The following is a 19,584-nucleotide window of genomic DNA, read 5'->3' as shown; positions in this document are numbered from 1 at the left end:
CTCCTCGTCGGGGCGGGTCGGTCGGGGTGGATCGGGTGGCGTGCGGTGGTGCGGGCGATGCGGTGGTGCGGTGGATCAGTCCTGGCCGCGGATGACGATGGCCTCCGTGGACGGGAGCGCCCCGGCCGTCATCGCCTCGATGTGGCCGGCGGCCGTGGGATCCGCGTCGCGCAGGAAGGCGCTGAGGCGCGAGACCTCGTCCTCCTCGCCGATGGCGGCGGCCGCGCGACGGAGCGCGTAGAGGGAGCGGAGGACGCCGCGGTTCGGCTCGTGGCTCCACGGCACGGGGCCCTGGCCCTTCCAGCCGGACTTCCGCAGCGAGTCGAGGCCGCGGTGGTAGCCGACGCGCGCGAACGCGTACGAGGCGATCCGGTCGCCCTGCACGTACGCGGAATCCGCGAGCAGCGCCCAGACGAGCGACGACTGCGGGTGGTCGGCCGCGATGGCGCCGAGGGTGTCGTGGTGGCCGTCGGCACCCTGGATGCGGGCGGCGACCTCGGGCTCGTCGGCCAGGCGCGTCTCGGGCACGCCGAGCAGGTTCTCTCCAGTCACACTCGATCCTACCAAGGCGGTCCCGCGGGCAGGCCGGGTGGGCGGTGCCGGCTGCAGGCCCGGGCGGCGCGATCCGCCGAGCCGACGCGTCGGCTCGCGTGGCCCATCCCGAGCATGTGCATGGATCGCCCGACGTGCGCATACCACCGCCATGCTGACCGAGTCCCGTGAGCGACCTTCCCTCCCCGATCGCGGCTCTTACCGGGACCACGATCCGAGGAGCCCCCGTTGGCGCACGCACTCCGCCCTTCGTCTGCACGCCGACCACGCCGCTGGATCTCCGTGGTGCTCGCCGTCTCGGTCGCCGCCGGACTCCTGACCGGGACGGGCGCCACGGCTTCCGACGCGGCCCCGAGTCCGACGGCAGCGCGCACGGCAGGAGCCCTCCCCGCGGAGGACGATGCCTCCCAGGTCGCGCCGGTCGATCGCGACCGCCTGCTCGGCACCGGGTGGAAGGATTCTCGCGACCGCGCCACGACGGCGATCGGGAACCCGGACGGCTTCACGATCTACGCAGCGGACGCCTCCGCCGGGTACGCCTGGGCGCCTGTGGCGACGCTCTCTGTCCCGGGCGTCGAGACCGATCGCTGGATCGGCAACACCTGCCTCACGCAGGACGGCTCCCGCATGGGCGTGGTCTACGGCACGCGCGCCATGACGAACGACCCGCGGCTCTTCGATGCAGGGGCCTGGGGCGCGATCGTGGACATGGCGAGCGGGCAGGTCACGCAGCTGGGGCGCGGCTTCTCGCTGGCGTACTTCGACCCCGGCTGCGGCACGGGCGACGACGTGGTCATGACCGCCTTCACCGAGGACCCGCAGACGCGGCTGGTGCGCGTGGACGCGTCGGCGCCGGAGAAGCAGTCGATCACGGCGCTCCCGTTCGAGGCGGCCTCCGCGATCCCCGTGGCGTCCGGGATCGTCGCGGGCGCCTCCGGCTCGGTCGTGCACGTGTCACCGGACGGGACGACGACGACGCTCGCCGCGGCCTCAGGAGTCCCCTACGACATGACCACGACGGATGGAGACGATGTCCTGTTCGTCGACAAGCAGGACGCCACCGCGTCGGTCCGGTCGGTTCCCTCCGAGCCCACCGGCGAGGCGAGCCATCCCGCTCCGCTCGCGACCGGTCCCGTCGCCGACCTCGGGATCGAGCGCGACGCGGCCGGGCATGCGTACGTCACGGGCAAGACCCCCACGGTCACAGGCGACCTCCCCACGGGGACATCGTTGCTGCGGTCCCCGACCACGGCCGGCATCTCGTCGACCGGCCAGCTGGTGGTGACGGGCACCACGGACACGAGCGGCGCGACCACCGACACCACGGACCAGATCCCCCCGGTGAAGGTGAACGCGACCTCGGCCGTGACCCAGGAGGACCTCGCCTTCGTCGTCCCGCCCGGGCAGCCCGACTCCGCCGGCTCGCCGGGCGGATCCGCACCCGCCGCAGGAGCGGGACGCGTGCGCACCCAGAGCCTGAGCCAGTCGGCCGCGGCCGTCGTGGGCGACCCGCACAACCCCATCGAGTCCGAGGCCACCTGCGCCATCCCCCGCAACAACCCCGCGGACCAGGCGATGCAGCCGAAGCCGAGGCAGGTCGAGTGGGCGGTCGACCAGGCCGTGACGGGCACCCTCGACAAGCCCCGGACGTCCGCGTACCTCGCCAACGCCGGCCTCAACGGCTCCACACCGCAGGGCATGTTCCCTCGCGTGGCGCTCGCCGGGGGCGGCAACGTCCCCGCCCAGGTGATGCTCGGCATCATCGCGCAGGAGTCGAACCTCTGGCAGGCGTCCCGCTACACCACGCCCGGCGTGACCGGGAATCCCCTCGTCGGCAACTTCTACGGCAACGACGTGAGCTCCGCGAGCTTCAGCTGGACCGCCGACTTCTCCAAGTCCGACTGCGGATACGGCGTCGCGCAGATCACCGACGGGATGCGCAAGGCCGGAACAGGGCAGACCGCTCGTCCTGCCCAGGCGCAGCGCGCGATCGCGCTCGACTACGCCTCCAACGTCGCCGCGGGGCTGCAGATCATCAGCCAGAAGTGGAACGACACCCGCGCGGCCGGACTCGTCGTCAACGACGGGAATCCCGCCTACGTCGAGAACTGGTTCTACGCGATCTGGGCCTACAACTCCGGCTTCCACCCGGAGTCCGAGAAGGCGGCCAACGGCGGGGCATGGGGCGTCGGTTGGTCGAACAACCCGGCGAACCCCAAGTACGCGCAGAACCGCGCCCCGTTCCTCGAGCTCGGTGCCGCCGACGCGTCACGGCCCCAGAACTGGCCCTATCCGGAGAAGGTGCTCGGCTTCGCCGCCTGGTCGCTGCAGCTCTACGAGGACGCCACCAAGGCGGTGACCGGATTCGTGCCGTCCTGGTGGAACACCGAGAAGGCACGGACCGAGGTCAAGCCGCCGGTGGACCTGTTCTGCGTGGCGAGCGTCGACGACTGCGATCCGACGACGAGCCAGAAGCCCACAGCTCCTGGCCTGTCCGGGGAGCCCGCCGGTCCGTGCACCCACGCTGACGCGAATGGCCAGCTCGACCTCCGCTGCTGGATGCACGGTCCGGTGACATGGAAGGGCGACTGCGCGAGCACCTGCGGCCACGGCTCCCTGCGCTTCTCCGCCGGATACGCGGAGCAGGCGGATGGCACCGCCTTCGCGCCGGACTGCGCGGTGCAGGCGCCCCGGGCCGGATCCCCTCAGGTCCGGGACACCCTCCCGAGCTCCGCCCTCGTCGTCGATGACACCACGGTGGCACCCGTCCGTCCCTGCACACGTCAGACGACCCACGGGACCTTCCAGTTCACGTTCGGCGCCGGTGCCGGCGGATACCCGAGCAAGATCGACACGCATCAGCTCGGCGCCGGGTGGAACTCCCACTTCTGGTTCGCGCACACGCGGCGAGCAGGGACGGACAGCGACCTCCACGGCGCCCTCGACGTGACGGGGCGGTGGACGCTCGACCGGTCGCTCGCAGGGAAGTGGACGCGGGTCTTCGTGCACCTCCCCGACCACGGAGCGTGGACGCAACAAGCCTCCTACGCGATCGACCTCGGTGACGGCACAATCAAGAACCGGGTGATCCCTCAACGCACCCAGGCCAACGCCTGGGTCTCGCTCGGCGTGTTCCCGATGAACGGGATCCCCACCGTGTCGCTCTCGAACCTCACGCACGACGGCGACGGCGTCGACGACATCGCCTGGGACGCGGTGGCCTTCCAGCCGCTGGCGGCCAAGCCGGACAACATCGTGGTCGCGATGGGCGACTCCTACTCCTCGGGAGAGGGCAGCTCCGAGAGCGGCGGCGGGAACTTCTACCGGGAGACCGACCTCTATGGCGCCCACTCGACCTCCAGCGCCCCGGCGTACGACAGCGACGTGGCGAACAACCGCTCCAGGAACGCCTGCCACCGCTCCGACCGCGCCTGGTCCCGCGAAGCGACGCTCCCAGGCAACGCCTCGCCTATCGGTGATCTCGCCGACACCTACGACAGCTCGATGGACTACCACCTCATCGCCTGCTCGGGGGCGCTGACGCAGCATGTGCTGCCGTACTACTCCGTGGCGCCTTCCGCAGCTCCGTCGGTCGTCTACAGGAACAACACCCTCAACGGGCAGTTCGGCAAGTACCGCGAGGTGAGTCAATTGGACTCAGGCTTCCTCGACGAGAACACGACCTTGGTCACCATCTCCATCGGAGGGAACGACGCCAGGTTCTCCGAGATCGTGGCCGCATGCGTCAGCCTCCTCACGGACTGCGAGACGCAGTCGCTTCCCGGCGACACGGAGAAGATGCCCCAGGCGACCGCCGAGCGCGCCGCGAAGGACGTGACACCGGCGGTGACGACCGTCCTCTCCCAGATCCACAAGAAGGCCCCGAATGCGAAGGTGCTCGTCATGGGATATCCCAACGTGTTCGGAGGAGATGTCATCGCCTGCATGGGCATCCCTAAGGAGGAGGGCGATTGGCTGAGAGGCGCCTCCCTCGAGGTGAACGAGGCGCTCAAGGACGGCACCTCGGCCGCGAACTCAGCGCTGGGCAGCATCTTCGCGACCTTTCAGGATCCTGTGCCCTACTTCGCCGGCCATGAGGTGTGCACGAGCGACAACTACCTCAACGGCATCAGGACCGACCTCTCTCCCGGAGACGATCCGAACCTCGGCCCCTACCCCTTCCACACCGGGGTCACCTCCGCGCAGAGCGTGCATCCCAATGCACTGGGCCAAGCGGCCTACGCTCGTGCCATGACCGATGCGCTGAAGTGATGTGTGCCGAGCGGCCTGTTCCTCGGACGGAATGACGTTCATGCCACATGCCGCGACCGGTCTACCGGAGCACACTCGCACTCGCCGTCTGCCCGCATGGAGTATCGCCGTCATGCTCGCCGGCGCTCTCAGCATCGCCGGATGCGCACCTTCCGGAGTCGAGGTATCACCTCGCCTCGGAGACGGCAATCTCCCGCATGCCACCGAGCTGGTGACCGCCACCGTCACCCCGCCCGGCCTCACGAGGGCCGGGCTCCGGGTGACGGCCGGCTGCGGGGTGGGCGGTGACGGTCCGGAGGGTCAGATCTTCCCCGATCACCGTCCTCGGGAGTACGGGTGCAGCGTGACCGCGGAGGCCGCCTACGCGCTGCCCGGCCAGGAGACGGCGCGATCGGCCGTCCAGGCCGCGGAGGCCGCGATGACACAGGCGGGTTGCAGCACCAGCGAGCCGGCGTCGGCGACCCTCTCGGAGCAGGACCTAGCCCGATTGGACACCGACCCGACCGCATCGATCGTGCAGGTGGGGTACCTGTGCGATTCCCAACGCGTCGACGTCTACTTCGGCCGGAGCGACTCCGTCGCCATGCAGGAGGACACCGACAGGCTGTCCGAACATGGCGGCGGCACCGCGGTCCGAGAGGATCCTCGCCTCGATCTGTCGTCCCTCTCATCCGCGCTCGAAGCGCGCGAGCACGTGACGAACAGGTTCATGGTCGTCATCTTCTCCGGACGCAGCTACCTGTCGATCCAGGAGTGCGGCATGCGCGCCTGCGACACGCACGGCGAGCCCGTCATCCCCGACACGTCGTTCCCGACGCCGCAGCCGTGAGCCCGGGCCGTGTCGGCGCCCTCCGGTAGCGTGACGGGCACCGCCGGCAGCCCCATGGAAGGACCCGCGTGCGCATCCTCCACACGAGCGACTGGCACCTCGGGCGCACCCTCCACGGGGAGGACCTGCACGCGCATCACGCGGCGTTCCTCGACCACCTCGTCGATGTCGTGCGCGAGCGGGAGGTCGACGTCGTGCTCGTCGCGGGCGACGTCTACGACCGCGCCGTACCTGGTGTGCCGAGCGTGCGGCTGCTCGGGGATGCGCTGGCGCGGCTGAGCGCGCTCGCGACCGTCATCGTCACGCCCGGCAACCACGACTCGGCCGCCCGGCTCGGGTTCGCGTCGGCGCTGCTACGGGACGGGCTCCACATCCTGGCGTCGGCCGAGACGCTGGACCAGCCCGTCGTGGTGGAGCACGCCGACGGGCCGGTCGCGTTCTACGGGGTGCCGTACCTGGATCCGGATGCCGTGCGCGCGACGCTCACCGCCCCCGGCACCCCTCCCCTGCCGCGCTCGCACGAGGCCGTGCTGGGCGCCGCGATGGGTCGGGTGCGCGCGGACGCCGCCGGCCGGCCCGACGCGCGCGTGGTCGTCGTGGCGCATGCGTTCGTCACGGGTGCTGCGCCGAGCGAGAGCGAGCGGGACATCCGCGTGGGCGGGTTCGACCAGGTGCCGGCGTCGGTGTTCCGAGGCGCGGACTACGTGGCGCTCGGGCACCTGCACGGGGCGCAGGAGGTGCGGGCGGGCGGATCCGCGCGGCCGGTCGTCCGCTACTCCGGCTCGCCGCTCGCGTTCTCCTTCGGGGAGCGGATGCAGCGGAAGTCGAGCGCGCTCGTGGAGCTGGCTGCCGACGGATCCAGGACGGTCGAGCTGATCCCGGCGCCGGTGCCGCGACGGCTCGCGGAGGTCACGGGGACGCTCGCGGAGATCGTCGACGGGCGGCACGCCGACCTCGCCGACGCGTGGCTGCGCGTGCACGTGACGGATCCCGTGCACCCGGCCCACCTGGTGGCACGTGTGCGGGAGGCGCTGCCGCACGCGCTCGTCGTGCTGCACGAGCCCGAGGGACGGGTCGAGGGCGTGCGGTCGCGCGTGGTCGACGCGACGACGGATCCGCTCGAGGTCGCCGCCGACTTCGTCGAGTACGCGACCGGCGCGCCGCCCACCGAGGCCGAGGCGCTCGTGCTCCGCCAGGCGTACGAGCTTGCCCTCGCCGCGGACCGGAGCGCCTGATGGACCTGCACCGCCTCACCCTCCAGGCGATCGGGCCGTTCGCCGGCGAGCACGTCATCGACCTCGCGGAGCTCGGGCGGTCGGGGCTGTTCCTGCTGGAGGGGCCGACCGGATCCGGCAAGTCGACGCTCATCGACGCCGTCGTGTTCGCGCTCTACGGGTCGCTCGCGAGCGAGGGCTCGAGCCGCGACCGGCTGCACAGCCACCACGCGGCGCCCGGGGTGGAGCCGTACGTGGAGCTGGTGTTCGAGACGGCCGCGGGGATCCACCGCGTCCGCCGGAGCCCGCAGCACCAGCGCCCGAAGGCCCGCGGCACGGGCACCACGAACCAGAACGCGACGGCCACGCTCGTGCGGCTCTCGTCCCCGGACGCCGACGCGGGCGAGGTGATCGGCACCAGCACGCAGGAGGTGGGCACGGAGATCGCGCGCATCGTCGGCCTCACGCGCGCGCAGTTCGTGCAGACGGTCGTGCTGCCGCAGGGCGAGTTCGCGGAGTTCCTGCGCTCGACGGGCGAGCAGCGGCGGCTCGTGCTGCAGTCGCTGTTCGGCACGGCCGTCTACGAGCGGACCGCCGCGCAGCTCGGCGAGATGCGCAAGGCCGCGAAGGCGCGCACCGACGCCGCCGACGCCAAGGTCGCCGAGGCGCTCACGGGGCTGCGCGAGGCGACGCGGGTGGATGCGCTGGAGATGGCCGACGCCCCCGACACCGTGCGGCTGCTGGCCGAGCTGGCGGACGCGGCGGAGGCGGCGCGCGCGGAGGACGAGGCAGCGCGACAGGATGCGGCGACCGCGCTCGCGGACGCGGAGCGGGTCTCCCGCGCGCTCGAGCGGCGGCGGGCGCTGATCGCGCGCGAGGAGGCCGTGCGCGCGGCGGCCGAGGAGATCGCGGGCCTGGCGCGACGTGCGGAGGAGGCGCGGCGGGCGGCGGCGGTCGCGGGCCAGCTGGCCGCGCGCGACCGGGCGGATGCGGCGAGGACCGCGGCCGAGGTCGCCGACGACGACGCCCGCGCGGCGTGCCGGGCGGAGCGGCCCGCCCTCGCGAGCGCGACCACCCCGGCGCTGGCCGGGCGGCGCGACGCGCTCGTGGCCGAGCTGGCGACGCTGGCCGACGCGGAGGCGCGCGAGCGCGGGCTGCCCCGCCGTCGCGCCGACGTGCGGGCCGCCGAGGACGCGGTCGCGGCACGCGAGGCGGAGGCGGACGCGGCGGAGGCGGCGCTCGCGGGACGGCCGGCCGGGCGGATCCCGCTGGTCGAGGCCCGGGACGCCGCGGCTGCCGCGGCCGGCGGCGTCGACCAGGCGCGCGCGGCGGTCGCCGAGGCGGAGGCGACCCGGCGTCGCGTGGCCGAGCTCGAGGGGCTGGAGGCGCGGATCCGCGCTGCCCGGGATGCCCTCGACGTGCGCTCGGCCGCGGCGACGACTGCCGTGCGCCACGAGGCGGAGCTGCGGCAGCGGAAGATCCGGGGGCTCGCGGGCGAGCTGGCCGCGGAGCTGGAGGACGGCGTCCCGTGCCCGGTGTGCGGCGCGGTCGACCACCCGCATCCCGCGCCGAGCGCGCCGGGGCATCCGGACGACGACGAGATCGAGCGGGCCGCGGAGGCGCGCGCCCGAGCCGAGCGGGCGCAGGGCGATGCGGTCGCGGCGCTGTCGGCGGAGACCGCGCGGCACGAGGTGGCCCAGGCGGCGCTCGACGGGATCACGGCGGAGGCCGCAGACGCCGAGGTCGCCGCCCGGGCCGCGCGTCTCGCGGAGGCCGAGGCGGCCGGCGGTGCGCTCCGGGCCGCGGAGGCCGCGGTCGTCGCGCACGACGCGGAGACCGAGCGGATCCGCACCCGCCGCGACGACGCCCGCGCGGCGCTCTCGGGGCTGCGCGAGCGGGTGATCCGGGCGCGCGAGCTCCTGACGCAGGACGAGGCGGCCGTGCGCGCGGCGCTCGCGGAGCGGGACGCCGACCGGCTCGACGCGGAGACCGACGCCGCCGACGCGAACGGCACCGCGGCCGACGACGCGGCCGTCCCCCGCGTCGCCGCCCTCGTCGCCGACCGCGCCGCGGAGCGCGCCCTCGTCGACCGCCTCATCGCCCTCGGCACCGCGCGCGAGCGCACGGCGGCCGAGGCGTCCGCGCGGGCCGCCGAGCTCGCCCAGGCGCTCGCGGACCGGTCGTTCGCGACCGAGGAGGAGGCGCGCGTCGCCGCCCTCCCGCCGGCCGAGCTCGAGGCGGTCGCCCGGCGGGTCGCCGCCCACGAGCGCGAGCAGGCCGTCGTGGCGGAGGGGCTCGTGGATCCCGAGGTCGCGTCGCTCACGGGCGCCGAGGATCCGGATCCCGACGCCGCCCGCACCGCCCTCGACGCCGCCCAGGCCGCGGCCCGCGCCAGCGCCGAGCGCGCCGCCCGCGCGCGCGACCGGGCCGACCGCAGCGCATCCGCCCTCGCCCGGCATGACGCCGCCCGCCGCGAGAGCGCCCGCGCCGGCGACCAGGCGCGCGCCGCGATCCGCATGGCCGAGGTCGCGAACGCCATCACCCCCGAGAACACGCGCGGCACGACGCTCGGCACCTACGTGCTGCTCCGCCGCTTCGAGGACGTGGTGCAGGCCGCCAACGCGCGCCTCCGGATCATGTCGAGCGGCCGCTACGAGCTGGAGGTGAGCGAGGAGCGGGAGGCCACGAGCAAGTCCCGGAAGACGGGCCTCGCCCTGCAGATCCGCGACCACGTCGTCGACCGCGTGCGCGAGCCCGCGAGCTTCTCCGGCGGCGAGACGTTCTACGCCTCGCTCGCCCTCGCGCTCGGCCTCGCCGACGTCGTGCAGGCGGAGGCGGGCGGGCTCCAGCTCGGCACGCTGTTCGTCGACGAGGGCTTCGGGACGCTGGATCCCGAGACCCTCGACGCCGTCATGTCCGAGCTCGGGCGGCTCTCCTCGGGCGGCCGAACGGTCGGCATCGTCAGCCACGTGGAGGAGCTGAAGCAGCGCGTGGCCGACCGGATCGAGGTGCGGCGCCGGGCGGACGGGTCGTCGACCCTCACCTCGACGGTCGCCGACCCGGCGTGACGGGCCGCGCGCTCGGATCGCGTCAGCTGGACGGCCGGCGCGTCAGCTGAAGGGGTCGCGCCGCTTGGCCGCCAGGTGCCGGCGCCAGTAGAAGGTCGCGCCGCCGCCGAGCCCCGCGGCGAGCACGAACGCGACGACGCCCACGACGCCGAGCCCGCCTCCGGTCTGCACCGTGACGACGCCGAGCGCGACCATCACGAGGCACGAGCGCAGCAGGATGAAGGCCAGGGACCGGTCGCTCGTCATGCGGCGCCTCTCGGGAGTGCGGATGCGGTGGGGAAGCCGGCCGCGACACAAGAGCCTAGGCGGCCCGGCCGTGCGGATCCGGTGCGTGCCCGGGGCGCCCGCGGTGCGCCTCCGGGGCGCCGACGGGGCGCGACCGGAGCGCGCCCGGGGAGCCGGCGACCCGGGTCGTCGCAAGCGCCCGGGGGACGCATCTTCGCTCACCGGATATCCGCGGAGCGACGACCCGCTCTCCGACGGGGCCGCGCCGAAGCAGTGTCACCTCCCGGGTCCCGGGCGGGGCCCTACCGTGAGTGCACGATGCATGATGAGCGGGAGGGCGGAGACGACCGACGCCCAGAGACCGCAGGAACCATGACCACAACGCTGCCCCCCATCGGGACGAGGGATGCCTCGCTCCGCCCCCGCACCCTGCACGCCGACCCCTCGGGGGTCGAGGCAGCGCTCGTCGCATCGCCGACCGCCGCGTCCGACGCCGCGTCGCTCCTCGCGCCGTCGCCGATCGGCGGATCCTCCATCGCGTCCCCCTCCGACGCGACCCCCGACACCGCGTCGCTGGGCACCGGATCCCTCTCGCTCGTCGCCGGGGCCGACGCGGCCGTGATGGGCATGGCCGCCGACGCCCGCGCCTCCGCCGCGACGTCCGCCGAGCCCGCCGAGCCCGCCGCGACGGACGCCGTCGCCGCGCCCGCCGACGCCGCCACCACCCCCGCTCCCGCCGCCGCATCGACCGAGCCGTTCCTCCGCGCCGTCATGGCCGGCGCCGACATCGACGAGGCCACCACGAGCTTCGGCTCGATCCTCGAGGGGATCCGCTTCGCCCCGGACCGCCGCACGAAGACGTTCTCCTACCGCTACGCGATCCTCGGCAGCGAGCGCGTCACCCTCCGCACCTCGCGCATCGCCGGCACGCAGTGGGCCGAGAGCGGGCAGCTCCCGGAGCACGTGGTCACCTGGTTCCTCGAGGGGCAGATCACGGTCGACCGCGGATCCCGCGCAGTCACCTCCCGCGGCCAGCTCCCGTTCCTCCTCCCCACCGGCCGTCCGTTCCAGTACCAGGCGAGCTCGACGCGGCAGAACTGCGTCCACCTCGACGCCGGCTTCCTCGAGCAGACCGCGACCGAATTCCACCACGGCCCCGCGCGCCCGCTGCTCTTCGAGCACCGCAGCGTGCCCAGCGCCGAGACGGCCGCCGTCTGGCGGCAGGCGGTCGCCGCAGCGGCCCCGATCATCACGGATCCGGACGCGTCGCCCCTGATGCGCCTCGAGGCCGACCTGTCCCTCGCCCGCGCGACCCTCCGCCTCTTCCCCTGGGACGACGTGGAGATGCCGGACGAGCTGCGCGCGCCGCGCATGGCCCACATCCGCGTGGCCGTGGAGTACCTGCACCACAACGCGCACCTGCCCATCACGCCCGCCGAGGCCGCGGCAGCCGCCGGCATCTCGACGCGCGTGCTCCAGCTCGCGCTCCGCCGCCACCACGGCCAGACGCCCACCGAGTACCTGCGCGGGATCCGCCTCCGCCGGGTGCGCGCGCAGCTCCTGGACGCGACGCCCAGCACCACGACCGTCCGCAGCGTCGCCGAGGAGTGGGGCTTCGCGCACCTCGGCCGATTCGCGGCGTCGTACGCCGGCGTGTTCGGAGAGCTGCCGAGCGAGACCCTGCGGAGCTGATCCTGGCGGGCGCGCGAACGCGGGACGGGTCGCGAGCTGGGAGCTCGCCGGGCTAAGTTGCACACACGTGTGCAGGATCACTACCCTGGTCGCATGACCTCCCTCGCCTCCGCGCGCGCGCCCCGCAAGGACGCCGCGACGAACCGCCAGGCCCTCGTCGACGCGGCCGTGGTCGCGCTCGACCGCGACCCGGACGCCTCCCTCGAGACCATCGCCACCGCCGCCGGCCTCAGCCGCCGCGCCGTCTACGGGCACTTCGCCACGCGCGACGACCTCGTGCGCGAGGTGCTGCAGCGCGGCGCCCGGCGCGTGGTCGAGGCGCTGGCCGGGATCACGCACGACGACAGCCGGATCCACGTCGCCCTCATCGGCGCCCGGCTCTGGGCCGAGGTCGAGCAGGTGCGCGTGATGGCGCGGGTGGCGGTCCGCGGTCCGCTCGCGCGCGAGGTCGGCGCCGAGCTCGCGCCGCTGCGAGCCGAGCTGCTGCGCGTCGTCGCGCGCGGCATCGCGGCCGGCGAGCTGCGCGGCGACATCCCGGCGGAGACGCTCGCGCGCCTCATCGAGGGCGGCGCGCTCGCGGTGCTCGACGAGGCGACCCGCAGCGACATCGGCCGCGTGGAGGGACACTCGCTCGTGATCCTCACCTCGCTCGCCCTCTGCGGCCTCGACTGGCGCGCCGCCGGCGAGCTCATCGCCGCCACCCCCGAGCTCCGCGAGTGCACGCCCCACGTCGCCGCCGCGCCTGCCACGCCCACCCGCACGGAGGCCGCGTCGTGATCGTCACCCTGACCGACGCGCGCGTCGGCGACGGCCCCGCGCCCGCCCTGCCCGCGATCTCGCTCTCCTACGGCGGCCCGGATCCCGTGATCGCGATCGCCGAGACCGAGCTGCGCCCCACCGTCCTGTCCCTCGTCGCGTCCGGCCGCATGCGCATCGACGGCGGATCCATCGCCCTCGACGGCGACGACTCCGCCGGCGTGGCCCTGCGCATCGCCGAGCGGGTCGCGCTCGTCGACACCCCGCGGATCAACGAGCCCGCCGACGACGTCACGCTCCGCGCGGTCGTCGCCGAGGAGCTCGCGCTCGCCGGGCACCGCTCCGGCCGGCACGAGGTCGGCGTGATCCTCGACGATCAGGGCCTCGCCGACCTCGCCCGCGCGCCCTTCTCGGCCGTCCCCGCGGTCGCGCGGATCCGCCTCCTCACCACGCTCGCCGCCTCGCGCGACGGCGTCGAGGCCGTCGTCGTCACCTCGCCCGAGCGGCACGGCGGCGCGGTGGCCGAGTGGATGCGCGTCCTCCGCGACGTCGCCCGCTCCGGCACCGGCGTCCTCGTCGTCACGAGCGAGGCCGCAGCCGAGGCGATCGCGGCGCTCCCCGCCGACGCCGGATCCGGCGCCGCTCCCGAACCCACTCCCTCGAACGACGGAACGCAGACCCGATGAGACTGATCCCCCTGGTGCGCGCCGAGCTGACGCGCCTCACCGCCACCACCATGTCCAAGATCGCGCTCGTCGCGCTCGTGCTGGTGCCAGTGCTCTACGGCGGGCTGTACCTCTGGGCGAACCAGGATCCGTACAGCGCCCTCGACAAGGTCCCCGCCGCGCTCGTCGTCGCCGACCAGGGCGCGACGGTCGACGGGAAGCCGGTCGACTACGGCACCGACGTCGCGAAGGACGTGCTCGACGACGCCTCGTTCGACTGGCACGAGGTCTCCTCCGCCGAGGCGCGCACGGGCCTCGAGGACGGCACGTACGACTTCACGCTCACGATCCCGTCCGGCTTCTCGGCCGCGCTCTCGTCGTCCTCGGGCACGGATCCGCAGCAGGCCCGCGTGGTCATGGCCACCGACGACGCGAACAGCTACCTCGCCACGACCATCGCGCAGCAGGCCGGCGCACGGATCACGAAGTCGGTCGCCTCGCGCGTCGGCACCGAGGCCGCGGGCAAGCTCCTGCTCGGCCTCGCGGACGTGCGCTCGAGCCTCGGCGACGCGGCCTCCGGCGCGCAGCAGCTCGTCGACGGGACCGCGTCCGCGCGCTCCGGCGCCGACTCGCTGGCCGACGGCAATGCGAAGCTCGCGACGGGCGCGGACACGCTCTCCTCCGGCCTCGGCCAGCTCCGCACGGGGACCGCGCAGCTGCCCGCGCAGACGCAGAAGCTCGCGACCGGCGCCGACCAGGTGGCCGCGGGCGCGTCCACCCTCTCGACCGGCGCGGCGGATCTCTCGACCGGTGCCGCGGCGCTCACGCCGGGCGCGCAGAAGACGGCGGAGGGCGCGCGGAAGGTGGCGGACGGGAACGCGCAGATCGCGGCCCTGGGATCCACCGCCACGGCCGGCGTCGACCGGCTCGCGGGGAGGGTGCCCGCGCTTCGGACCGCCATCCAGGACCGCATGGCGGAGGCGGGCATCCCGCAGGCCGACATCGACGCGACCCTCGCGAAGCTCGACGTGCTCGGCACCGACATCACGGGAGCCGCGTCCGGGGCCGACGGCCTGAACACGCAGTTGCAGCAGCTCGCGACCGGCAGCGAGCAGGTCGCCCAGGGCAGCGACCAGGTCGCCGACGGCGCCGGGAAGCTGCAGACCGGATCCGCCGCGCTCGCGACCGGAGCCGGCACGCTCGCGTCCGGCAGCTCGCAGGTCGCGACGGGCGCCGACGCGCTCGCCCAGGCCTCCCCCGCCCTCGCCGACGGCATCGCGAAGGCCGCCGACGGCAGCGCGACCCTCGCCACCGGCGCGCACTCCGCCGCCGACGGCGCGACCCAGCTCGCGACCGGACTCGGCACGCTGCAGGACGGCACGACGAAGCTGCGCGACGGCCTCGACTCGGGGCTCGACCAGATCCCCGCCTCCACGGACGCGCAGCGGGATGCGCAGGCCGACACCATCGGCGACCCGGTCGCGCTCCGCCAGGACGCGGTGACGCAGGCCGGCGAGTACGGCGCCGGGCTCGCGCCGTTCTTCATCAGCCTCGCGGCGTGGATCGGGATCTACGCCCTGTTCCTCATCGTGAAGCCGCTGTCGCGCCGCGCGATCACGGCCCGCAAGTCGCCGCTGAGGATCACGCTCGCCGGCTGGCTCACGCCCGCGCTCCTCGGCATCGTGCAGATGGCCGGGCTCTACGCGATCGTCGCCGGGGCGCTCGGCTTCCACATCGCCCACCCGCTCGCCATGTACGGGACGATGGTGCTCGCCTCCGTCACGTTCGCGGCCATCATCCTGGCGCTCAACGTGCTGCTCGGCAGCGTCGGCCAGTTCCTCGGGCTGGTGCTCATGGTCGTGCAGCTCGTGACCGCGGGCGGCACGTTCCCCTGGCAGACCCTGCCCGGGCCCCTCGCCGCGCTGCACCACGTGCTGCCGATGAGCTTCGCGGTGGATGCGCTGCGGCAGCTCATGTACGGCGGCGACCTCGGGCAGGCGGCGCAGGACGCCGGCGTGCTCGCGCTGTGGCTGGTCGCGGGGCTCGCGGTGGCGCTGGCCGGGGCGATCCGGATCACGTCGCACCGCACGCTGCGGGACCTGCGGCCGTCACTCATCGGCTGATCGGCTGATCCGCTGATCCCGCGCTCGGCCCGCCGCCCGCCCGCCTGCTAGACAGGTCGGGCGGGCGCGCCGGCCTCCGCGGAGAGGTCGGATCATGTCATTCCTCGAGGACCGGGCGCCCTGGGGATCGCCCGTCGTGCCGGACATCCCGCTGCCGCCCTTCGCCGACGAGGCGGAGCACGCGCGCTACGTGCGCATGCTGCAGACGCACCTCGCGCTCGTCGACGGCGGCGGGCCCGAGCTGCCGACCGTCGCGCTGGCCGTGGCGCTCGAGCGCCCGCGCTTCCCCGCCCCGGGATCCGACCACCGCCGCCTCACGGCGCTCGAGCTCTCGGTGAGCCTCACGTCGTGGTTCCCCGCACCGTGGACGCCCGACGCCCTCGCGGACGCGCTGACCGGCGCGCCCTACGGCAGCCCCCGCCGCTTGCGCGACGGCTGGCGCTGGATGGGCGATCCCGACTTCACGGCGGCCCCCGCTCGCGGCGGCGGCTGGACCGTGACCCGCCACGAGCGCGGCGACGTCGACACGACGCACCTGGCCGACGACCGCGACCTCGTCGTGCTCTGGCTGTCGCACCACCGCGGCCGCTTCGGCTACCCGCTCGCGCACGCCCACGACGAGGCGGATGTCGCCGCGCTCGCCCCTGCATCCCTCGCGGTGATCCGCAGCGACGCGGTCGACGCGGCGTTCCCGTACCGCGCGACGTGGCGCGAGGAGCGCGACCGGGCGCTGGCGGCGGCGCGCGCGGCCGAGGGCGGCAGCCGCTAGCTCGCCTCGGGCGCGCGCCGCTCGCGCCGACCGCCCACGCGGATCCCCGCCCAGAACGCGAGCGCGACGAGGCCCAGGGCCAGCACGCCGGCGGAGACGAGCGCGCCGGTGGAGAGGATGTGCGCACCGGGCGCGAAGACCTCGCCGGACTCCGGCGCGTACGCGAAGAACGTGACCGGCTGCGTCAGCGACCACAGCAGCGCCACCGCCCCGCCCACCACGGCGAGCGCCGCGACCACGAGCAGCGCGGTCATGCGGATCCGGCCGGTCACGCGAACCGCTCCAGCGGGTTCTCGGCGAGCTTCCGCACGAGGCCTCCGTCGACGAGGCGGCGGGCGGCCGTGTCGGGCTTCCGCTCCGCCTGGTCGCGCACGCACGCGCCGAACTCGGCGGCGAGCGCCCCGCGCGGGTGGGCGGCCAGCACCTCGCGGAGGAACTCCTCGGGCAGCGCATCGGGCCGCGCGCCGGAGATGTCGAGGCCGGTCGCGACCTCCAGGAGGTGCCCCTCGACGTCGAGCTCCGGATCCACCGACGGCCAGTTGTGCCGCACGATCGCGTCGAGCACGCGCTGCCGCCGCGCGGCGGGCCAGCCGGCGCCGGCCGTGAGCGCGACGCCGACGTGCCCGCCCGCGTGCTCGTACGAGACGGTGTGGTTGTCGAACTCGGTGACCGTGCCGATGTCGTGCAGCACGGCGGAGACGTAGAGGATCTCGTGGTCCACCTCCGCGAGCCCCTCGACCACGGCGAACGCCTCCGCCCACAGCCACGAGCGGATCCCGTGGGCCGTGATGGCGGCGGACTGGTACGAGGTCGCGAGCTCGATGGCTCCGCGGGCGGCGACCGTGTCGGGCACGGGGAAGTCGGCGATGCGCATGGCCCATGCTGGCATGCCGCCGGCCGGCTCCGGGCCGCGGCGCAGGGTGTTGACGCGCTCCTACGCTGGGGGCATGACCCCCGCCCATCGCGTCCGCGGGCTGCGCGTCGTCGCCGTCGTCGCCCTCGCGGTGGCAGCGTGCGGGGTGCCGGTCGCGTTCCTCCCGGCGTGGGGATCCGCGGGCGGGCGCCTCCTGCCGCTCGCCGCGATCCCGCTCGGCGGCGCCGTGGCGGTCGCGCTCGCGACGCGGCTGCTCGTCGGATCCGCCCGGCGCGACGAGCCGTCCGCCCGGCCGGACATCGCGCTGCTCCTCGCGGGCGCGTTCGCGGCTCTGGGCGCGGTGCCCGCGCTGCTCGCGTCCGTGCTCCTCGTCGCGGGGCCCTGACCGGATCGCGCGCTAGGTCGGCGTCGGCGCGAAGGTGAACAGGCGCACCCCGAACTCGGCCGTGACGGAGTCCGCGGTGGGCGGGGGCGGGAAGTCCATCGGGTCGGCGTCGCGGGACTGCATCTCCTCAGACTGACGCCCGTCACCGCTCCCGGCAACGCCCACGCCCCCGCCGCCACCCGTCCACCGCGGTGCCGCGTCGCGTTCACCCGCCGCGCCTACGGTCGTCCCCCGTGACCCAGGACCCGACGACGCCCCCTCCCTCCGCGCTCTCCCGACGCGGCTTCCTCATCACGAGCGGCGCGGCCGGCGCGCTCGGCGTGGCCGGCCTCGGCGGGGCGCTGCCCGCCGTGGCCGAGACCGCATCCGACGACGCGCTCGGCGGCAGCGCCGTGAAGACGCCCGCCGCGCAGCAGGGATCCGGTGCTCGCTGGAAGCCCGACACCGCGTCGCCCCGCTTCACGATCGCCGTGCTGCCGGACACGCAGTACCTCTTCGACGGGGCGGCGATCCACCCCGAGCCGCTCGAGGCGTCGCTGCGCTACGCGCTCGCCGAGCGCGACCGCCACAACATCGTCTTCCTCGCGCACCTCGGCGACGTGACCCAGAACGGCGCGGAGAAGGAGATCCAGGCGGCCAGCGCGCAGTTCACGCTCCTCGACAAGGCCGGCGCCGCGTGGAGCGTCCTCGCCGGCAACCACGACGTCGACGGATCCACCGACGACCAGCGCGGCCGCACGCCCTACCTCGACGCGTTCGGGCCGAAGCGCTTCCGGAAGTCGCCGAGCTACCGCGGATCCAGCCCCGACGGCTACAACTCGTTCCACACCTTCACGGCGGGCGGCCGCGACTGGCTCGTCCTCGCGCTCGACTGGCGCACGAGCGCCCGCGGCGTCGAGTGGGCGCGCGGCGTGCTGGCGGCGCACCCGACGCTGCCGGTGATCCTCACGGCGCACGACATCGTCGACTCAAAGCCCGACGGATCCGCCGTGCTCGACGACTACGGCCAGAGCCTCTGGGACAGCTTCATCAGCCAGCACGACCAGATCTTCCTCACCCTCAACGGCCACTACTGGAAGCCGGGGCGCACGACCAAGCAGAACCGGGCGGGCCACGACGTGGACCTGCACCTCGTGAACTACCAGGACCGCTACTACGGCGGCGCCGCGATGATCCGGCTGTACCACGTGGACCTCGAGCGCAACGCGATCGACGTCGAGACCCTCTCGCCGTTCATCCTCGGCGGCGGCCTCGGCACCGGCAACGAGCTCGCGGACGAGGAGGCGGCCCTCTCCGGCGACGTCGACCGGTTCACGGTCAGCGTCGACTTCGAGCAGCGCTTCGCGGGCTTCGCGCCCGTCCCGGTGCGGGCCGCCCGGCCGGCCGCGCAGATGCTCGTGCCCGGCACGGTCGCGTACTGGCGGTTCGACGGGCAGGCGGACGGATCCGCGCTCGGCATGACCACGCGCATCCGGGACGCGTCCGGCCGCGGCAACGACCTCGTGGTCGCGAACCGCGCGGGCGCGACCCCCGGATCCCTGCGCTTCGCCGCCGCCCACCACGACGACCAGCCGGGGTTCGGCAGCCTCACCCTCACGGGCGGCAAGAAGAGCGGCGACTACCTGCGCACCGTCGACGGCGCCCCGCTCGACGCCGCGACCTTCCGCCAGGGCTACACGGTCGAGGCGTTCGTCCGCATCCCGGCCGACTTCGACGGCGACGCGGACGGCTTCAGCGCGATCCTCTCGCGCGCCGCCTCAGCCAAGGACGCGGGCAAGACCCCGGGCGACGCGGGCGACCCCGACGAGCCCGCCGCGACGCTCAGCGTCTCCGGCAGCCGCGAGATCCAGTGGTGCGTCTACCCGACGACGCAGCAGGGATCCCTCACGAGCTGGTCGCACGAGCTGCCGGCGGCGCAGTGGTGGCACGTGGCGGTGGTCAACGACAGCCAGCACACGACGATGTACGTCGACGGCTGCCCGGTGGTGCGGAACCCTTCCACTACGAACCGCGGGCTGGCGGCAGCCTCCCCCGCGACCTCGTGGCTCCTCGGCGCGAACCTCTACGGCGGGAAGCTCGACCACGTGCTCCCGGCGTCGATCGGCGACGTGCGCATCGTGGAGCGGGCGCTCAAGCCGTCGGAGTTCATGATCGCGTGAC

Annotated in this window: 15 protein-coding genes; 11 read left to right on the top strand and 4 right to left on the bottom strand. The window is 74.5% G+C overall.

Annotated features, from left to right (window positions below):
* Window positions 1–75: 75 nt before the first annotated feature.
* Window positions 76–552, bottom strand: a complete 477-nt coding sequence (locus NL142_RS03355; RefSeq protein WP_435080963.1) for a DUF3151 domain-containing protein — start codon at window positions 550–552, stop codon at window positions 76–78.
* Between the two features lie 282 nt (window positions 553–834).
* Between NL142_RS03355 and NL142_RS03350 the strand changes: the two genes are divergently transcribed.
* From NL142_RS03350 to NL142_RS03335, 4 genes are all read left to right on the top strand, one after another.
* Entirely contained in the window at window positions 835–4,824 is a 3,990-nt protein-coding gene (locus NL142_RS03350; protein ID WP_435080962.1) for a hypothetical protein, read from the top strand.
* A 343-nt stretch (window positions 4,825–5,167) separates the two neighbouring features.
* Window positions 5,168–5,653, top strand: coding sequence for a hypothetical protein (locus NL142_RS03345; protein WP_156032191.1), 486 nt, complete (start codon window positions 5,168–5,170; stop codon window positions 5,651–5,653).
* A 68-nt stretch (window positions 5,654–5,721) separates the two neighbouring features.
* Window positions 5,722–6,888 carry an exonuclease SbcCD subunit D gene (locus tag NL142_RS03340; protein WP_435080961.1) on the top strand — a complete coding sequence of 389 codons (1,167 nt, stop codon included), beginning with the start codon at window positions 5,722–5,724 and terminating at the stop codon, window positions 6,886–6,888.
* Window positions 6,888–9,935 carry an AAA family ATPase gene (locus NL142_RS03335; protein WP_435080960.1) on the top strand — a complete coding sequence of 1,016 codons (3,048 nt, stop codon included), beginning with the start codon at window positions 6,888–6,890 and terminating at the stop codon, window positions 9,933–9,935. Before NL142_RS03340 ends, NL142_RS03335 begins: the two co-directional genes overlap by 1 nt.
* A gap of 42 nt (window positions 9,936–9,977) precedes the next feature.
* Here NL142_RS03335 and NL142_RS03330 read toward each other — a convergent pair whose 3' ends face one another.
* The gene (locus NL142_RS03330; protein ID WP_011931895.1) at window positions 9,978–10,181 is read right to left on the bottom strand and encodes a hypothetical protein; all 204 of its coding nucleotides are present in this window, start codon (window positions 10,179–10,181) and stop codon (window positions 9,978–9,980) included.
* Between the two features lie 351 nt (window positions 10,182–10,532).
* Between NL142_RS03330 and NL142_RS03325 the strand changes: the two genes are divergently transcribed.
* The 5 genes from NL142_RS03325 (at window position 10,533) to NL142_RS03305 (ending at window position 16,165) form a co-directional block, all read left to right on the top strand.
* Window positions 10,533–11,852: an AraC family transcriptional regulator gene (locus NL142_RS03325; RefSeq protein ID WP_435080959.1), complete on the top strand. Its 1,320-nt coding sequence runs from the start codon at window positions 10,533–10,535 to the stop codon at window positions 11,850–11,852.
* Between the two features lie 93 nt (window positions 11,853–11,945).
* Window positions 11,946–12,629, top strand: a complete 684-nt coding sequence (locus NL142_RS03320) for a TetR/AcrR family transcriptional regulator (protein ID WP_435080958.1) — start codon at window positions 11,946–11,948, stop codon at window positions 12,627–12,629.
* On the top strand, window positions 12,626–13,294 hold the full coding sequence (locus NL142_RS03315; protein WP_435080957.1) for a hypothetical protein: 669 nt from the start codon (window positions 12,626–12,628) through the stop codon (window positions 13,292–13,294). The genes NL142_RS03320 and NL142_RS03315 overlap by 4 nt, the downstream gene beginning before the upstream one ends.
* Window positions 13,291–15,396 (top strand): YhgE/Pip family protein, encoded by a 2,106-nt coding sequence (locus NL142_RS03310; protein ID WP_435080956.1) that lies wholly within the window; start codon window positions 13,291–13,293, stop codon window positions 15,394–15,396. The genes NL142_RS03315 and NL142_RS03310 overlap by 4 nt, the downstream gene beginning before the upstream one ends.
* Window positions 15,397–15,490: 94 nt before the next feature.
* The gene (locus tag NL142_RS03305) at window positions 15,491–16,165 is read left to right on the top strand and encodes a hypothetical protein (protein ID WP_435080955.1); all 675 of its coding nucleotides are present in this window, start codon (window positions 15,491–15,493) and stop codon (window positions 16,163–16,165) included.
* On the opposite strand, the gene NL142_RS03300 is transcribed toward NL142_RS03305, so the two are convergent.
* Together NL142_RS03300 and NL142_RS03295 are read right to left on the bottom strand one after the other, a co-directional pair.
* Window positions 16,162–16,437, bottom strand: coding sequence for a hypothetical protein (locus NL142_RS03300; RefSeq protein WP_435080954.1), 276 nt, complete (start codon window positions 16,435–16,437; stop codon window positions 16,162–16,164). The genes NL142_RS03305 and NL142_RS03300 overlap by 4 nt on opposite strands.
* Window positions 16,434–17,054 carry an HD domain-containing protein gene (locus NL142_RS03295; protein WP_435080953.1) on the bottom strand — a complete coding sequence of 207 codons (621 nt, stop codon included), beginning with the start codon at window positions 17,052–17,054 and terminating at the stop codon, window positions 16,434–16,436. Before NL142_RS03295 ends, NL142_RS03300 begins: the two co-directional genes overlap by 4 nt.
* Before the next feature lie 58 nt (window positions 17,055–17,112).
* Between NL142_RS03295 and NL142_RS03290 the strand changes: the two genes are divergently transcribed.
* A complete protein-coding gene (locus NL142_RS03290; protein ID WP_194683394.1) occupies window positions 17,113–17,424 on the top strand; it encodes a hypothetical protein in 312 nt (103 codons plus the stop codon).
* A gap of 233 nt (window positions 17,425–17,657) precedes the next feature.
* Window positions 17,658–19,583 carry a LamG-like jellyroll fold domain-containing protein gene (locus tag NL142_RS03285; protein WP_435080952.1) on the top strand — a complete coding sequence of 642 codons (1,926 nt, stop codon included), beginning with the start codon at window positions 17,658–17,660 and terminating at the stop codon, window positions 19,581–19,583.
* Window position 19,584: the final 1 nt, after the last annotated feature.

It is taken from the genome of Clavibacter quasicaliforniensis, from assembly GCF_051201715.1.
Taxonomy (GTDB): Bacteria; Actinomycetota; Actinomycetes; order Actinomycetales; family Microbacteriaceae; genus Clavibacter; species Clavibacter seminis.
This window is presented reverse-complemented; position numbering and strand designations above follow the sequence as displayed.

What these genes read in the sequence shown, in the direction of transcription:
- NL142_RS03320 (WP_435080958.1), top strand. Translation starts at nt 11,946, where the DNA reads ATGACCTCCCTCGCCTCCGCGCGCGCGCCCCGCAAGGACGCCGCGACG.
- NL142_RS03330 (WP_011931895.1), bottom strand. Translation starts at nt 10,181, where the DNA reads ATGACGAGCGACCGGTCCCTGGCCTTCATCCTGCTGCGCTCGTGCCTC.
- NL142_RS03295 (WP_435080953.1), bottom strand. Translation starts at nt 17,054, where the DNA reads ATGCCAGCATGGGCCATGCGCATCGCCGACTTCCCCGTGCCCGACACG.
- NL142_RS03290 (WP_194683394.1), top strand. Translation starts at nt 17,113, where the DNA reads ATGACCCCCGCCCATCGCGTCCGCGGGCTGCGCGTCGTCGCCGTCGTC.
- NL142_RS03310 (WP_435080956.1), top strand. Translation starts at nt 13,291, where the DNA reads ATGAGACTGATCCCCCTGGTGCGCGCCGAGCTGACGCGCCTCACCGCC.
- NL142_RS03325 (WP_435080959.1), top strand. Translation starts at nt 10,533, where the DNA reads ATGACCACAACGCTGCCCCCCATCGGGACGAGGGATGCCTCGCTCCGC.
- NL142_RS03335 (WP_435080960.1), top strand. Translation starts at nt 6,888, where the DNA reads ATGGACCTGCACCGCCTCACCCTCCAGGCGATCGGGCCGTTCGCCGGC.
- NL142_RS03305 (WP_435080955.1), top strand. Translation starts at nt 15,491, where the DNA reads ATGTCATTCCTCGAGGACCGGGCGCCCTGGGGATCGCCCGTCGTGCCG.